The 17,106-nt window shown below is 54.2% G+C and carries 10 protein-coding genes and 1 pseudogene; 1 reads left to right on the forward strand and 10 read right to left on the reverse strand.

Annotation, left to right across the window (positions count from 1 at the left end):
* Window positions 1-324: 324 nt before the first annotated feature.
* The 9 genes and pseudogenes from ACLQ7E_RS20190 to ACLQ7E_RS20230 all read right to left on the reverse strand — a co-directional run bounded on the left by ACLQ7E_RS20190 (window position 325) and on the right by ACLQ7E_RS20230 (window position 15,375).
* Window positions 325-1,284, reverse strand: coding sequence for a serine O-acetyltransferase (locus tag ACLQ7E_RS20190; RefSeq protein ID WP_411734369.1), 960 nt, complete (start codon window positions 1,282-1,284; stop codon window positions 325-327).
* A gap of 229 nt (window positions 1,285-1,513) precedes the next feature.
* Complete coding sequence (locus tag ACLQ7E_RS20195; protein WP_411734370.1) at window positions 1,514-2,656, reverse strand: polysaccharide pyruvyl transferase family protein; 1,143 nt, start codon at window positions 2,654-2,656, stop codon at window positions 1,514-1,516.
* 11 nt (window positions 2,657-2,667) lie between these two features.
* Entirely contained in the window at window positions 2,668-4,281 is a 1,614-nt protein-coding gene (locus ACLQ7E_RS20200; protein WP_411734371.1) for a heparinase II/III family protein, read from the reverse strand.
* A gap of 23 nt (window positions 4,282-4,304) precedes the next feature.
* Entirely contained in the window at window positions 4,305-6,251 is a 1,947-nt protein-coding gene (locus tag ACLQ7E_RS20205) for a glycosyltransferase (protein WP_411734372.1), read from the reverse strand.
* 12 nt (window positions 6,252-6,263) lie between these two features.
* Window positions 6,264-8,375 carry a glycosyltransferase gene (locus tag ACLQ7E_RS20210; protein WP_411734373.1) on the reverse strand — a complete coding sequence of 704 codons (2,112 nt, stop codon included), beginning with the start codon at window positions 8,373-8,375 and terminating at the stop codon, window positions 6,264-6,266.
* A 510-nt stretch (window positions 8,376-8,885) separates the two neighbouring features.
* Window positions 8,886-10,433 (reverse strand): methionine--tRNA ligase, encoded by a 1,548-nt coding sequence (gene metG / locus ACLQ7E_RS20215; RefSeq protein WP_411734374.1) that lies wholly within the window; start codon window positions 10,431-10,433, stop codon window positions 8,886-8,888.
* Window positions 10,434-10,477: 44 nt separating this feature from the next.
* Entirely contained in the window at window positions 10,478-11,533 is a 1,056-nt protein-coding gene (locus tag ACLQ7E_RS20220; RefSeq protein ID WP_411734375.1) for an NYN domain-containing protein, read from the reverse strand.
* A gap of 307 nt (window positions 11,534-11,840) precedes the next feature.
* Window positions 11,841-13,436: pseudogene (gene serA / locus ACLQ7E_RS20225) on the reverse strand (phosphoglycerate dehydrogenase).
* Window positions 13,437-13,812: 376 nt separating this feature from the next.
* Window positions 13,813-15,375, reverse strand: a complete 1,563-nt coding sequence (locus tag ACLQ7E_RS20230; protein ID WP_411734376.1) for an ABC-F family ATP-binding cassette domain-containing protein — start codon at window positions 15,373-15,375, stop codon at window positions 13,813-13,815.
* Between the two features lie 245 nt (window positions 15,376-15,620).
* Here ACLQ7E_RS20230 and ACLQ7E_RS20235 point away from each other — a divergent pair, with 245 nt between their 5' ends.
* Entirely contained in the window at window positions 15,621-15,857 is a 237-nt protein-coding gene (locus ACLQ7E_RS20235) for a hypothetical protein (protein WP_411734377.1), read from the forward strand.
* Window positions 15,858-15,899: 42 nt separating this feature from the next.
* Here the strand turns inward: ACLQ7E_RS20235 and ACLQ7E_RS20240 are convergent.
* The coding region (locus tag ACLQ7E_RS20240; protein ID WP_411734378.1) for an SH3 domain-containing protein at window positions 15,900-17,106 on the reverse strand (1,207 nt) is incomplete at its 5' end.

Here is a 17,106-nt window from a genome sequence, read left to right on the forward strand (position 1 = left end):
CAACGGTTCTTGGCCAATACGAAAAATGCTGGACACGGTACCCACTCGCCGGAACGCCAGTACCACCTATGCCGTGGGTGCGGTACCAGGTCGCCAGAACACCGGTACCATCAGACGCTATTTAGCAATCACGCCCTCACCTGCACCAGGGCAGGACGTGTGAGCATAAATCACGGCAAATGCAATAGGAACAATTAGCATCACAGCTACTGAAGACTGCCCTCGAGGCCTCAGGAAGAATTCGAGCCGCAGGTGAATGAAGCATAAGTCAATTCAAAAACAAAGCTAGATAAGATATGAATTGACTGCATCGAAGATGTAACGTCATCCCAACTCTCGGACGCGTGCAGCTACGATTGTCGCGCCTGCAGCAACATCCTTGGTTACCACAGCATTGGCAGCAATCGTCGCATTCTTACCGATTTTGCATCCAAGTACGACCGCGCCAGCACCAATCCAAACATTATCTTCAAGAACCGGGTCAATGCCATTGCGGCCACCGATAGTCACATTCTGACCAATAGTCACGTTCTTTCCTACTATGGCGTTCTTGTTGATTACCGTGCTGATGCACCCATAGGCAAATCTGACGCCCGATAGGTCGACAGAGGCGGGCAAGACTGAACCGAACCGTTTTCGCAGGTATCTCGTAATGAAATCCGCACCTATTTGAACATTACTCTTGTGATAATCATGAGCCATTTCATGTAATTGCATAATCGTCAGACTATTCAAGTAAGGTTCAATTGGGCCAGGACTCGTTGAAGTCAAATAGCCGTAAGCACAATGCGAACCGCGAAAAGTACTCTCAACGTCCAGGGTAACGCCATTCATCAATATCCACTGGTCGAAATCCTTAACGTCGACATCGTCAAAAGCCAAGATTCTACCGCCAGCAAAAATTCTGCCGATGTGTTCTGGATTTCGAGAAACGAAGACAACTTCTGCTTCTTTAGTTTCTCTGAGTAATTCGCTAATCACCAAGGCCAAGCGAGAAACGCCTAGAATTGCGATTCTTGAAAGCGATTTTTGATTTGGATCGGCACCAAAACCGTTGAAACGAAAACCAGCGGAAATCGGCGTCAAAGAGTTCAATTCACTGCGTGGATTGTATTCCACACTATAATGGCCATACGATTCCAAGTTCCATGAAAATTTTCCGTCACTCGAACGCTTCGAAGTCAAAAGTTCGCGACCGCGAAATAATCTGAAAACCCCGGGCACAAGATCGGTTCCCGAAATACTCACTTCGAGTTGAAAGAAATTTCTAATCGCGACAGTCATTCCGCGATCGCTACTCAGCACTTCGAGGCCTACATCCACCTTTTCTCACTTCCATCAAATCCTGAAATACATTCTCAAATAAGCTTCTAAAGCTCATGTCAGCTCGACGTATAGGCAATACGGCAAACACAATACGACCCATATTGGCCGACCTCTCGCAAAGTGTTCTGCAGACAAGGGGATCGCCACTTTAAGCAAATCCGTTGATTGTGTGCGTGCAACTATTAGCTCAACTGAGTCTCGGCATAGCGACGGTTGGCAAGTCAGAATGGCGAAGAAAATCATTAAATGTTTCAAACATATTATCTAAATTATCGAAGAGTGCAGAATAATCAGCACTTTCAATTATTTCACTCATATCCATACTGGACGCTTCTTCAATTTCCAGAGAAGGCAGATTAAGTGTCTGCGCCAGTTCGCGAGTTCGCGAATCATGGGTTAGCCATAACGCAGGCTTCCCACTCAATATCGACGACATATTAACATGGAATCTTGTACCGAAAGTGAAGTCAATAAATTCCCTATTAAATTCGTCCCATGGCTTGATGTCACGAAACATCTTAAATCTATTCGAGAAAAACTCGACGAGTTCGGCCCTGGACAATTCAGGCCGCGGTCCGGTCAACAAGTTTCGAAAATGATCCGGGACCTGGACTAATTCAGGATTATCTAAAGATTCGCGGTGAAATATGTAGTTATCCTTATTTTGAGGTTCAATTAAGAAGCCATTACCTTGGATTGCCTTTAGAAGAAGACGCTGTTCGTATTTTTTGTTGAAGTGAGTTCCACTGAAGGAAAATCTGGGCGAATCGTTTGATTTCAAATGGCTCAAATTGGCTTGAAGCTGAGTAAATGACTCTGGTGCGCTAAAAAAGCTTGGACATCCCGTCACAAAAACATTATCAACGTTGGTGTATTTCGCCAGAACAGACTTTGTAAATTCACCTCGTACACTGACTGAGTGGGCTTTTTCTGAAATAGCTTGCATGGCGGAAATTGCCTCGGGTGGAAAGTCCACCTTACTGAGATCTTGCTCTGCTGCTTGGACGCCCAAGCCAAAGAGGATAACTGGTTTCTTGTAACCAGATAGCATTTCCTCAAGCTTCACATAACGCTTTCTGATATTAGGTCCAAAATCATTGGCCCTAAACATATTTGCACATGTTATTACTACATGAGTACAGGAACCGTTGACGAAGTCCTTGAATCGATCGCCTTCATCATAGCCAGGCCAGGATCGATCGATGGCCAGGTATGATTCGCGGAACATTCGAAAAGGAACGTCACCATGAATCATATTACCGGAGTTCTCAGCGAACGACAGAGGAAAAGTTATTGGGAGACTTTTAAGGATGCCAGTGACACCAATCATAAATACACCTATCAGATATCTTCTACGAGAATTTCCGTCTCAATACGGAATGGGCCTTCGGTACCAACTGCGGTTATCAAAATTTCTTTGGTAGCTGCTGCCGAATAGTGCTGAATCGCTACATGAGTTTCTTTTACCACACTACCAATTGGAGATTTGGTACCGTCACCGCGGAACTTCACAACAACTCGACGGTTCGCAGATCGCAAGACTAATCCGCTGCCAGCTTCATGTGACTCGACTTTCAAGGATGGATCGAACACGAAACGGACCAATGCATCCCCGTGTGTCGTAGCGGTAAAGCTGTCAGTAATAGAAAGTCGATTCGTACCGAACAAACTAACATTACGTTCTAAAACCTTATTTCCATCAAAATTCAATTTACCGAGGAACTTTGTCGAATCGGCTGTTCGCTCTTCTGAGATCAAATGTGCCCGCAGCCGGCTGCTGTTCTTCCCGAACGAGATCGTCTCGCGTGTAGTCCAAGAATCAAATCTCACGTAGGTCGGCAGTGAATGGCCTTGGTGCCCGCGCATCGATGCAGCAACGAGATCGCTTTGATCGTAGCTTAGAAGCCCTGCGTCACGTAATACGAATTCTCCATTTAGCCACCAGCAAACACTTAGTTCATCGAGTTGTTTATGGATCACACTTTTGAATCCAGCTATGAAGGAAAGGTAGTGCGATTCAGAGCTGGTAATTGCCAAACCATTGGCAGGAGACCACAACTTACCGAGAAGGGGCCTAAACCTATGTTGCATCCCACCTGGACTATCGCCGATCGGCGGTACCGCCCCATTTGGCAATAGCTGCCTTTGCACGCCAATTTGAGCTGCACGTAATAGCAGCTGAAAGATCCTAACCTTTCCTGGGAATTGACCGCTCCAGACAAGGAAGGCCAAGACGTCTTCGATCAATGAAACATAGAAGACCTGATAGATCGGAGTATTCTCAGACGCGATTCCATCCGCATCGATGATCTGACCAAGTGTTTCGTACAGTGCTTTGACCCAATCGCTGGCGTCGCGCAATTGGGCACTCGCGGGGAACAAAGTGGATGCGTGAAGATGCGCCATACCCAGCATAATTCCATGGTTGTTTGGCTGGTAGAGGTCCAGATGATCCAACAGCCGTTCTTCGACGACAATCAAGCGATTAAAAAGGCCTTGGAATACCTCAAAGTTTTCGGAATCACCAGTACGAGACAGGGTTGAAATGAGCGACATAAGCGTACGGATGCGCAAAGCACCTTGATGATCGAGGCTGCCCGACTTCAAAGACTTTGGGTCTTCGGCTGATTTGTCTTCTATCCAACGCAAGAAACTTTCAACTACATTTCGAGCGGTCTCTACGGATCGTTGGCTTAGTTCGAATTCAAAGAGGCGGACTAAGTACGCAAGAGAATTCCGCCAGAGGATCGTAGTGTTCGAATCTTTTTGCGGTATCTGAGTCCAGACACTTTCATCTTGCAATTCTACCGAATGAATCAAAGCCCCATTCGGTAGGGTGAATGCATATCCACGGTCATCTTTACTAACGATCCAACCCTTTGGCGATCCGTCGGAAAACTCCCCCGCGTACCCGTCAAGTAAAACACGGGTATCCATAGCATGCTCAGCAGACATGCATTCACTCTCCATTTCAAAGCCTAAGCACGAACTCGGTCCAAGAGATCAACGACTTGACTTGAAACCATTCCAATATCATACCGTTCATTCATGAAATGACGACCGTAATTCGACGCGCGACTGAAGGACACTGCGTCATCCCGCATCTCCAGGATGTAGTCCCTCATCGACTCAATCGTTTCAAAGATGAATTCGGCTGGGTAACAAGCTTCAACACCGCGCCACGGAAGGAAAAGTCCCTGTCCACCGGCACAGAATGCTTCGCCCGGGGCAACCTGCATACCCTCAAAATCACTGAGAGACAAAGCAAAGCCGACATTACGAAGGGATTCTTTAGTGTCCACCCAACCCTCATAGTGAATGTGGCCTTCGAGCCCAAGCTCCGCAATGCGTGAATCGCACGTGTCGTAGTACCGACGTGCAGATTCGGAACTCATTACCCATGCGTATTCATTGTATTTCTTCCCGTAGACGCGCAGTCGGTAACGATCATCAATCTTTCGCAGCTGCGAGAGCAATTCAATTGCTCGGTGGAAGCCCTTGAGAGCCGGCACACTGCCAATCAGAGCCAACTCGAACCGTCGATTTTCTGCATCGTCCGGGGTGGTCTGATAGGAATTCACGTCGAAGGCGTTTGGAATCAGGTTGAACTTCTCATACGGAATATCGAAGCGGTCACTGAAGTCATTGAGCGAATGAGGCGCGATGGCAATTATTTTCGAAATGGACTCGGTCTTGACTCGCAAACCATAATCTACAGTCATCTCGCTACGGTGCGCTCGGATAACAAGACGGTGGTGTGACGTTACATTGTTCGAGTACCAAACAGCCGCACCTAGTAGCCATTCGACCCAGACGTAATCGGTCCAGTCCAGCAGGTCCTGGCTCAATGATGCATCGTGGGTTTCATGCCCCGTCCACTTGTCTGTGCGGACGTTGTAGCGCTTCTTGAGTTCCGGCAGCAGTTCGTTCATGAATTTCAGGTCGTGGCCCGCAAGAACGAGGCGCGTCTTGCAAGCGTCAACGAACTCTTCGTAGTTGCCGTCACGTGCTGCCAGCACCAGTTCGCTTAGGCGACGTGTGAATGGGAATTCAGCGATGAGGTTCCAGTGAACGTTGCAAAACTCGCTGAAGTGGTCAAAGACATCGCGGGACAGGTCCTCGGTCTTGAACCAGATGAACTGTCTCAGGGCGTAGTCCATGGCCGCGTGGCCGTGCTCCTTAACGAACGACACTCCGCTGGTACCAAGGATGGCATCGACATCAGACCAAGCTTCGATAAAGTCCCGGAAGTTCTGGGAATCCAACTTCTGCGTGACAGAGGCTTCGTCGTCATCGTTTTTGACGTACTTTCGAATTGGGACATCGCGATAAGCCACGTTCTTGCACTTCGTAAGTACTTCCGCTGTAAAGGTGATGTCCTCGCCGATGCGGCGGGTTTCCAGGAAGCGGATTTCATTATCGATGACAACATCACGACGCATCAGGAATGAGCACGTAAGGCTCTGATACTTGGCGATAACGCGCAGCCTGGAGCTGGCATCCTTGACCTTGTCCCAGCCCGGGATGCGGTCGGACATACGTGACTTTCCGTTGGGTGCCACGACTTGGAGACTATTGCGTACAGCATCACTGTCGAAACGAACCGCGTGCTCGTAGGCATTGACCAAACCTGAAGGGATCAGAATGTCGTCAGAGTCGAGGAAGAAGAGGTACTCCCCCTCTGCCTTGTCAATACCGTAGTTACGGGGTTTGGCTGCGGATCCCGAATTCTCCGGCAGACGAAAAAGCTTCCAGAAAGCCTCGGACTCGCATTGAGCCGCCAGCACTTCGTAGGTATTGTCCTTGGACTGATCGTCAACGAAGATGACCTCGTGAGGTATAGTATTCGGGATCGCCCGCAACGAAGCCAGCGTCTCGTCCATCTTCGCGATGGAATTGTACGTGGGAATAATGATGCTAATCATCTAAGTATCCTTCTAGACCAGGAAGATCGATGAGTCGTTGGAACGTTCGGCTAGAACCGGGAACACCTGTTCCGCATTCACGAGAACGTTGTTCGGGCGCGATTGGCGGGTGTAGCGGAATCGATTGAACTCAGGCTGATCCGTCACAGCGATTGCTTCATTCATAGAGCTACCCACGTCGATCAGATACGCAAGGTCGGGTTCCTCCAGGAAGGAGCCTTCACGGGTGTCAATCAGTAGGGCCTTACGGGAGTTCAAGACATTTCGTGAACGAATGGAACGGGTGTCAATTTCATTTTGGCGAATGACTCGGACAGTGCTTGGAAGCTTACGAGTGAGTTCCATCGCCAACGTCTGGTCTGCAGAATCAGTCAAAACGATGAGTAATCCGCTGAACTTGGCTCGATTGGCCTCGAAATATGCGAGGATTCGCTCCGCGGCTTTTTCGTCATCTACGCGGGCAACGAGCTGAACCTTCTCGAAATAGCTTGCATGTTCAATGCCCACGGCATTCAGGATCTGTTCTGCACGGTGACGATATGTGTTCTGGAAGGCAATCTGCATGCTGTTGCGCTGCTGCGTCAAGAACTCGGCATCGCTGATCTTGCTGAAATCAAAATCATCCGAGTCGGCGTAGTAAACGCTGTCACCGAAGAAGTGCTTGACGCCCATCGCTGTATTGGAAAGGACCACGACGCCACAAGCGGCAAGTTCGAACACTCGGCGTGCGAACATGGTCTTGGAATCGGTCACGGTGTTCAGGGTGATGCCGTACTTTGAGTTGCGGTATGCGTCTGCAGTCTCTTCGTAGGAGATCGCCGGACGAGTGTACTGCTTGTAGCGCTCCGGGTACTCGTAAGCCTTACTTGGCGACGAATACATGCGGTCGTAGATAACCATCTCATTGTCAGAGGCCAGGACCTTGTCAATAATCCTCGAAGCGGCCTTTGCCCGGTGTGGGTATCGCGCATACCATGTACCCGCAAAGTTGACGCTGGAATCTGCACCGTAAGAACCGATTGGGTTGAAGAGTTTCGGCTGCACTGCGAACGGCAGTACATCTGCATATGGAACGCCAACGTCACGGATATAGAGCTCAACGCACTCTTCAGCGGTCGTGAACACGTAATCGAACAATGCGGAAGTTCGAATGAAGTCATTGATTCGGTCAGAGAAGTGGACCGGATCTTCCTTGTTCCAGAACACTGTCGGAATTCCCTGCTCGTGGCAGTAATTCAGAATCTCGATGAGTTCTTTGCGGTTCTCGTGTTTGAAACGAATTGAGGTGTAGATCTTTCCCTGCCATGGGTGTTCACTTGGTGATCCACCTTGCCACGCGGATTCGCAAATGAACATCTGCGGCTTGTTCGCATCCATCTGCTGGCGCCAGGTCTGAGGCTTTAGTCGCACGGTCTTGAACTCCGGCTGGAAACTGCCGAAAGTAAAGTCGTCGGCAATCATTGCTACAGGAATTTGATGGCTGTACGGCAAATCCGAACCACGGTATGCCTGGCTTTCATCGTCGGCGGTCCATGTATCGCGACCTTCCTTAGACAGTGCCCACTGCACCCGTTCGCCTTCGACTATCGGCTTATAGGCTGAGGCCACATTACGAATGGGTGCCGGCCGCTTGGCGCGCTTCTTGATATCGGCAGCCAGGATCGCCTGTGTAGGCTCGGCAGTGGTTAGCACTACTGGATGAGCCTGACCAGCCGCTGCTGGAGATGTGGGCCCAGTTGCTCCTACGGCTTGTACCGTTGCGGACAAGGAATTAATGCCGTTGGCGATATTTCGCTGCGAGATTTCAATTTTCTGGTCCAGATCACGGATCTGATCCTGAAGTGCCTTCCCCGTCAACGGGGCAGCCTTTTTTGACGCATCTACACGAATTCTGCGCATCTGCTCACGTGTATCTTTACGGAACTTCGCATTGGCAAGACCGTCACGCTGCATCAGCATGGTTCGCGCGGCGAGGAACACCACGGCTAATACACCAACAATTATTCCAAGGACTGCGTTTGAACTCAGAAAGCCAGTTGCGAATGCTAACCCGAACGACAGGACTACGTCGATCAACAGGCGTATGGCAAGTAGCAACTTGGATTTATCGACTCGTTTGGGCAAAACGCAGTCCTTCTCTCTACAACGTTTGATGACTTAGGACAAGACAAATATCATCATTCATCCTAGTGGAAAAGCTCATCCAGGGTTTGCGGGCCGACACGGGCAATCGGTCCCGTGCATCGCATTTGTGTACGATGCAAGATCTTTATTCACTACATTGTTTGAACATTCAACTTTGGCCAAGTCTTCACCAGGGCGAGAAGCTTTGAGTCATGAAAGCCCTACGTTTTCTCATATCTACCAGTTAGCAATCAGGACCGAACTCACAGCGACGGCAACGAAAACGACTGCAAGAACGATCTCCACGTCACCAGGACGAGATGCCGTGATGGCAGGCAAAACTCCAACCGCCTCGTGAGAATCAACACCCTGCGAGATGCCGGAATTTTGACAATGTTCGCTCATTGTTAACCAAACGTCCTGAGCATCTTACCGACTTACCTGAAAGCGCCGTTTCGGGGAATTCGTGAATTAATCGGTCGGCGGCAATTACCTCGTACTTGATGTGCCTTAGCTTTCAAACTTAGGGAATATCGGCGCCGGAGGTGGCAACTCAGTGCCCGCTACGAGCGCTGTATCGAAGGAACCGAACTCGCGTGCCGATCCTTCCGGCTGGCCCAGAACCTCAAGCAACGATGCAGCGGCTGCTGGCATTACGGGCTGGACCAGCAACGCAACGCGGCGAACTACTTCCAATGTCACGTAAAGAACTGTCTCCATGCGCGCCAAGTCCGTCTTGCGAAGCACCCAAGGCGCTTGATCGGCAAAGTAGGCATTCGTATCGCCCAGAACCGTCCAGATGGCTTCCAACGCCTTGCTAAATTCCTGGCGTGAGAACGAGTCTCGGCAAATTTCAAGCAGTTCCCCGGCCTCAGCCAAGATCTGCTGATCCGCGTCCGTCAGCTCTCCGGGAGTTGGTACCGCTCCCCCACAGTTCTTGGCGACCATTGACAATGACCGCTGTGCCAAGTTGCCCAAGTTGTTGGCAAGGTCGGAGTTCATTCGTCCAACAATGGAGTCGTGGCTGTAGCTTCCGTCAGCACCGAAGGGAACTTCCCGAAGGAAGAAGTACCGGACCTGGTCCAGACCATACTGGGAGACGAAGTCTGCAGGTGCAACGACGTTGCCCAAGGACTTGGACATCTTCACGCCGTTGTTGTGAAGGAAACCATGGATCATCACGCGCTTCGGCAAAGGGAGCTTTGCTGACATCAGGAAGGCGGGCCAGTAGATCGCGTGGAAACGCGAAATGTCCTTGCCAATAACGTGGACGTCTGCCGGCCAATACTTCTTGAAGGACTCCGATTCGATATCGGGGAAACCAGTGCCGGTCAGGTAGTTGGTCAACGCATCGACCCACACATACATGACGTGGTCCTTGTTCCCGGGAACCGGAACGCCCCAGTCGAAGGTAGTCCGCGAAATTGACAGGTCTTCCAGTCCCCGCTCGACAAAGCGGATGACTTCGTTGAAACGGGTTTGGGGTGCACCGAACTCGGTCTGGGACTTGTAAAGCTCGAGAAGCTTGTCCTGGTATGCCGAAAGGCGGAAGAAGTAGGATTCTTCTTCGGTCCATACAACCTCGGTGTCGGTTTCCTTGGAGTAGCGAAGGCCGTCTTCACGTAGCTCGGTATCGTCCTCGGCGTGGAACGCCTCATCACGCACGGAGTACCATCCGGCGTACTTGTCGAGGTAGATATCGCCATTGGCTTCCATGCGCTTCCAGATGGCCTGCGCGGCTGCGTAATGGTCCGAATCCGTGGTGCGAATGAACCTGTCGTAGCTGATTCCCAGCTCGTCGTTCATGGCTTGGAAGGCATCCGAGTTGCGCTGTGCCAGCTCTCGCGGCGTGATTCCCTCGCGTTCGGCCGTCTGAAGCATCTTCTGGCCATGCTCGTCAGTGCCGGTCATGAAAAACACGTCATAACCGTCAAGGCGCTTGAACCGAGCCATGGCGTCGGTGGCGATCACCTCGTAGGCATGCCCAATGTGTGGCACGCCGTTCGGGTAGGAGATGGCGGTGGTGATGAAAAACGGAGTCTGCTCAGAAGTCACCATAGAAATCTATCGTAGTTTGGCCCCGATACGCCCATCGGGGACCCCTATGTGAGCTGATCGAGCTGGTCCCAGAAGGCAACACGCAAGGCACGACGAATATCCTGCAGATCCGTCTTCCATTCGCCCAGACGTTGCGCACAATCCTTGAGCAGCACCCTGTCAATCTCCGGCGGAAGGAGCGGGCGATCCGACATCAAGTCTTTCAGCTCGGCCGGGGTCGTGCTGGCGTGCCAGTTCTTGGCCACGCTATTGCCCACTTCCGAAGCTACATCCATGGCGCTCGCGTCAGCGCCCGCTCCTCTTGCAAACCCCGACGTTTGTTGCGTTGAGCTATACACGAGCTGGTAGTCCGGCTGCACCGGGGCGGGAGGTTGCACCGGCGCCTGCAACTTGGGGCGCTGGTTCAGCAATGCGGGTGTGGGAGGCTTGGGGCCGACCGGCTTCGGAGTCGCCGGCTGTGGAACAGCGTCGGCTTCAACTTCCCTCGCAGCGGTGCCTGCGCTGGCGATGGTGGCGGCCTGGGCCGCGTGCCCCAGGTCCCAGGCCACGGCCTTCACGAACGAAGTCTTGATGAGTTCCTCGGGCAAGGTAATGATGCTGTCCACGCGCAGGGCAAGGTGCTCGGCAACCGAGGCCACACCCAGGCGGTGGTCAGCCTTCTGGACACCGATCAAGACGACCTTCATGCCCAGGTCCTGGGCCTCTTCCACGGCTTCCGCGAGATCGTCATCGCCAGAGACCAGGAAGGCGACTGAAGCGGCACGGTTGCGGGCAATGCCAACCAGATCCAGACCCAGTTTCAGGTCTACGCCTTTTTGCTCGCCGTTGAAGGAAATGCGACCCAGACGAACCTTAACGCCAGGTATCAGCCCGATGCGCTTATGCTGGTCCGTGAAAATTGCGTCCTTGGCCGCGTCGTACCAATAGATCCTCAGGTTTTCCAGGCCGCTGAATTCCTTGGCCGTCTTGAGGATCCCGTCTATCAGTGCCTCATAGTTGACCGTAAATGCTGCACGTAGCGTTGTTCCGGAGGCACGGTGTCCTCCAATAGCTAGCAAAAAACTGGCATCCACGAAAATAGCGCTCTGAGACATCATCATTCAATCCTATGCCGTGCAAAAGATCCCATCGAAAAACGCGCGGGCCACCTCGGTGTTTTCTATTCATCTCACGGAACGGCCCTGCCGTTCGACACCGTTCACCGGCCTCCGGTCCACGTGACTTGGGACCACGGAAATTCAACGCCTCTTGTTGGTGAACTCGACAACTGTCCGAGAGGCCGTCGGGCTCGTTCCTGAATGGCAAACAAAAGCGTGCCCCGCCTGCCAGCCGGTCAGTCTTTCTGACATAACGTCAGGAAAAGCACCAGCGGCACGCGAGGCACGCTATTTATTGGATACCGGGAGGTTAGTCCTCGAGGTTGATCTCGCGGGCCACGGTGGCGCCAATAGCGGCACGAACGATGTCCAGCACTCCGGCCGGCAGTGCCGAATCAATGGCCAGCACAGCAACTGCCTCACCACGCTCTTCCTTGCGGGCAACCTGCATGCCGCCAATATTAACGCCCTGCTCACCCAGCACGTTGCCCAAGGTGCCAATGACACCCGGACGGTCTGCGTAGCGCAGAACGATCATGTGGTCGGTGATCGGGATTTCGATCTCGTAGCCGTTGATGCCAACGAGCTTCTCGATCTGCTTCGGGCCGGTCAACGTGCCGGCGACCGAAAGCTGCGTTCCCTCGCTGGAAGCACCCTTGACGGTCAGCAGGTTGCGGTATTCGGGTGAATCCGGGGTCGTGACCAGGCGAGTTGCCACGCCGCGCTGTTCGGCCAGCACCGGGGCGTTGACGTAGGAGACCTGATCGGAGACAACGTCCATGAAGACGCCCTTGAGGGCCGAGAGCTCCAGCGCCTTCACGTCCAGGGCCGCGATCTCGCCGGCAACCACAACATCGATGTTGGTCAGGGAACCAACGGTCAGCGCGTTGAAGATGCGGCCCAGCTTCTCGATCAGCGGGATGCCCGGGCGAACGTTCTCATCGATGACACCGCCGGCAACGTTCACCGCGTCCGGAACCAGTTCCCCGGCCAGGGCCAGGCGAACGGACTTGGCCACGGAGACGCCGGCCTTTTCCTGGGCTTCGTCGGTCGAGGCTCCCAGGTGCGGGGTGACCGTGACATTCTCAAATTCAAAGAACGGGAGATCCGTGCTCGGCTCCTGGACGAAGACGTCAATGCCGGCTCCGGCGATTTCCTCGTTCTTCAAAGCCGTATAAAGGGCATCCTGGTCGACGAGGCCACCGCGGGCGACGTTGATGACGTACGCGGAGTTCTTCATCTTGGCAAAGGCTTCCTTGCCAAGCATGCCAACGGTTTCCGGGGTCTTGGGCATGTGGATGGTGACGAAGTCGGACTGGGCCAACAGCTCGTCCAGATCCACCAGGGTGACGCCAAGCTGCTGGGCGCGTGCCGGGGTGATGTACGGGTCGTAGGCAAGGATGTCCATGCCGAAGCCCTGCAGGCGTGCTGCCACGAGCGCGCCGATACGGCCGAGCCCAATGATGCCGGCCTTCTTTTCAAAGAGTTCCACGCCGGTGTAGGAGCTGCGCTTCCAGGCGCCGCTCTTCAAGGAGGCGTTGGCTGCGGGGATGCGGCGGGCCATGGAGACAATGTGGCCCACGGTCAGCTCGGCTGCCTAAATGATGTTGGAGGTCGGGGCGTTCACGACCATGACGCCGGCCTGGGTGGCGGCCTTGATGTCCACGTTGTCCAGGCCAACGCCCGCGCGGGCAATGACCTTGAGGTTCTTCGCCGCGGCAATGGCCTCGGCATCCACCTGGGTGGCGGAACGAACGAGGATGGCATCAACGTCGGCAATGGCAGCCAGCAGCTGGGAGCGGTCCGCACCGTCGGTCTGGCGAATCTCGAAATCGGGACCCAAGGCCGCAATAGTTGCGGGCGAGAGTTCTTCGGCCAATAGGACGACTGGCTTGTTTACAGACACGGGGGTGGCACCTTTGCTATTTCAGTGGGCTGGATGCATGGTCCGGGATCGTCCGGACCAGAAAGGCCAGAATATCGTCCGCTTTGTCATATACCCGGTTCCACGGCGGGATGTTACGGGATCACACAGCCACATTGTGAGCATCTTCACATACCGTTGGATTCGTCGACAAATTATGGCGCATTGCCGATTCTGGGGATTGGACCGCCAACCGAGCCGCCGATTGTGGAATCGCAGCTAGTAGACCAGGCGGGTGTCTTATCCCTGAGCAGCACGATCCATAACCGGAATGCGGCGTGAAAGGGTTGAACGTATTCTTCAGCGGCCGCCAGAAAACCGCCCGCCTATGTTGATCCCCTAGATCCTCGGATTGCGTTCAGGCCCCGCGGACAGCTACTTCGCCGGACTTGGCGTGCTCCGCCCCGAACACCAGGTAGCGGTTGGCGATCTTCTCGGTGAAGAACCGGTCGTGGCTGACCACCACGACGGCACCAGGGAAATGAAGCAGCGCGCGCTCCATCACCTGGGTGCTCGACATGTCCAAGTGGTTTGTGGGCTCATCCAGAATCAGTACCGAGGCACCCGAGAGCAGGCACATGGCCATTGCCACACGGGCGCGCTGGCCACCGGAAAGGTTGCCGATGCGGTTCTTCAAATCGGCCTCGGAAAACTGGAACATGGCCAGGAATCGGTTCACCGACTTCTTCGTCGCGCGGAAGGCCAAGGAATTCGGCATGGCGTTGACCGCATGGGTCACGGTATCTTCAGGATCCAGCTCGTCAAGGATCTCGTTATAGGAAACCACTGCGGCGCCCTTGGTCCAGGTCACGTATCCCGAATCCTGTTTTTCCTGCTCGGTCAACACACGCAGCAGCGTCGACTTGCCGCTGCCGTTGGCACCGAGGATCACCATGCGATTGCCCCGGCGCACCTCAAAGCTGAGGTCGGTGAAGAGTGTCTTCTCACCATAGGCTTTTGACAGGCCCTCGACCCGGCAGAGGGTGTCCTTGATGTGCAGGCCGCCATAGATTTCGGTGATGATCTTGTCCACGGGGCGTGGGGCGCGTGATTTCTTGATCTTGGAGAGCTTGTTGTCCAGGCCCTTGCTTACGGCTTTGGCTGCTTCTCGACGGTCCGAGATACCCTCGGCTTCAAAGGCCAAAAGTTCGGACTCGTGGAGGAACTGCGACTCGAGGGTCTTGAGCTTGAATTGCTTCGCCACCACGTACTCGGCGAAGTTGCCCGGGTACTCGTGAAGGTGAAAATTCTCGACCTCAATGATTCTTGTAACCACCGCGTCCAGGAACTTGCGGTCGTGCGACACGATGATCGCCGCACCCTTGAATGACTTGAACCAGTTCTCCAGCCATTCAACGCCCGCAACATCGAGGAAGTTGGTCGGCTCATCCAAAAGCAAGACATCCGGGTCCTCGAGCAAGATCTTCGCGAGTGCCGCACGGTTGCGCCAGCCGCCTGACAGCGAATCAATGGAACAAATCCTATGGGCCTCGTCGAAGCCCAACTTGGTCAGCACGGTGTCGATGGAACGGGGGTAATCCCAGCCATCCAATCGATCCATGGATTCAAAGAGCTCGGACTGGCGGTGAATCAACCGATCCATTTCATCTGCCTTGGGATCGGCGGCAATGGCCGCATCAATCTCCGCTAGTTCCGCCTCGATGGTCTTGACCTCCACAAAGAGTTCGTCGAGCACCTCGGAGATGGTCGAAGCCCCGTTCAGTTCGGAAAACTGTGAGAAGTAACCGATCTTGGTTCCCAGCTCCACGGCCACCGTGCCGGCGTCCGGTTCCACCTGGTCAAGGATGAGCTTCAGCAAAGTCGACTTGCCCGAACCGTTCCTGCCGATAAGCCCGACCCGGTCTCCCGCTTCAAGCTTGAAGAACGCCTCGCGCAGGATCTGGTTGTTTTCGAATCGCACGCTGACATCGTTTAGCCGGATCAAGCTCATGGCGTTTTGGTCCTATCAAGAGAATCGGTGGTGGAAAGACGGGCACGTTCCCCCTACGGGGACCGCTCGGTGAAATGGACACGAGCCAATACCGCGAAACACCATCATCGATTCTACAAGGCCTGGTACTACTCTCCCGGCGGTTCTGTCAGCAAGGCGGATCATGGTGGCGCGTTTCATGTGCCAATGCCAGACTGATTTGTAGGAGGCGTGCCGTGTCTGGAAACGAATTCACCGGGTCACGCGACAGTTCTGCCCACGAACAACTCATCTGGCACTACATCGAGTCACTGCCAACCGACGAAATCGATAACATCTTCGGTCGCGCCGAGCGCAAGGTCGAGAAAATCGCCTATGGCATGCACATGGCCGGGCGGCCCATCAACATCAAGGTCCGCAATCGACTGATCCAGTCCGCAATCCTGCGCGAACTGAACACCCGCGCAGGATGACATCCGTTGCACTCCCCCGCTTCGGGCAAGGACCTGACGGCGCTACTTGACCAGCCGCGCCCCGGTACCGGAATCCCCGTAAGTCTCCGCGTGGATATGGTCCAGGTGAAGCGTCGTATCATTCCACAGGTTCACGAACTGTTGGCCGTACTTGCCGGATTTCGAATACTCTTCCCAGCCCTTTGCAGGACCCAGCCAGATTTTGTCCTTCCAAATCAGGTAGCTGATCCCCAGCGACTCGCGGTTGGCGATCAGGAACCGTGCGATTTCGTCGCCATTCTTGATTCCCTGGGCGCTCTTGTAGTCCTTGATCATGAGGTCTGTGGCGCGGCCACTACTGTGCCCAACGGAACCGGCTCGCACTCCTCCGTATGCATAAACGTAGCTCGGGAACCGTGCCTTCACTGCGGCATTCACCGCCAAAGTATCGGGTTGGAGTGTGGCGACGGCAGTCTTGGAAAGGTAGTCTTCACTCATCCATCCGGTGCCGAGGCTGCTGGCCACACGGGCCCAGCCAGCCTTGGACTGCAGGTAGGTGACCCGTTCCCCGGCCGGAATCACGCCCATGATCGGGTACACCGTCGAATTCCCGGCGCGCAGGTTCACGTTGCCGGTGGCCCATCTGTACTGGGTGGTTACGGGCGGCGGCGGAGCCACTGTGGAAAGGTAGACCACACTCACCCAGCCGGTGCCCTTGCTGGTCTTGACGTTGGCCCAGCCACCCGAGGATTTCCCGAGCAGGATCCGCTCACCCTGCGGCACGACACCAATGGCGCCATGGCTGGCTCCCGGACCCGAGCGAAGGTTCAGATTCGCCGTGGTCCAGCGCGGAGCACTGAAAGTGACAGCATTGGGTTTCGGAGGGATCGGCTTCACGACCGCCGGCTTGGGCGCCGCGGTCGACAGGTAGTCATCGCTCACCCAGCCCGTGCCCTTGCGGGTCTTGACGTTGGCCCAGCCACCCGAAGATCGCCCGAGCAGGACTCTCTCACCCTTAGGAACCACGCCAATGGAGCCATTGCTGGTTCCTGGACCCGAGCGGAGATTTAGGTTCGCCGTGGTCCAGCGCGGGGCGCTGAAGGATACCGGCGGCTTAGGCGGCACAACTTGGATAGCCTTGGCGGAAAGCTTGCTGGACTGCATCCAGCCAACGCCTGCATTGGTCCGAACCTGTTGCCAGGAACCCGCGGTGCGCAACCACTGGACTCTTGCATTGCTCGGAAGCGTGGCAATCTTTTTGCTCGAGGTA

It is taken from the genome of Paeniglutamicibacter sp., assembly GCF_046714615.1.
In the GTDB taxonomy this organism is placed as follows: Bacteria; Actinomycetota; Actinomycetes; order Actinomycetales; family Micrococcaceae; genus Paeniglutamicibacter.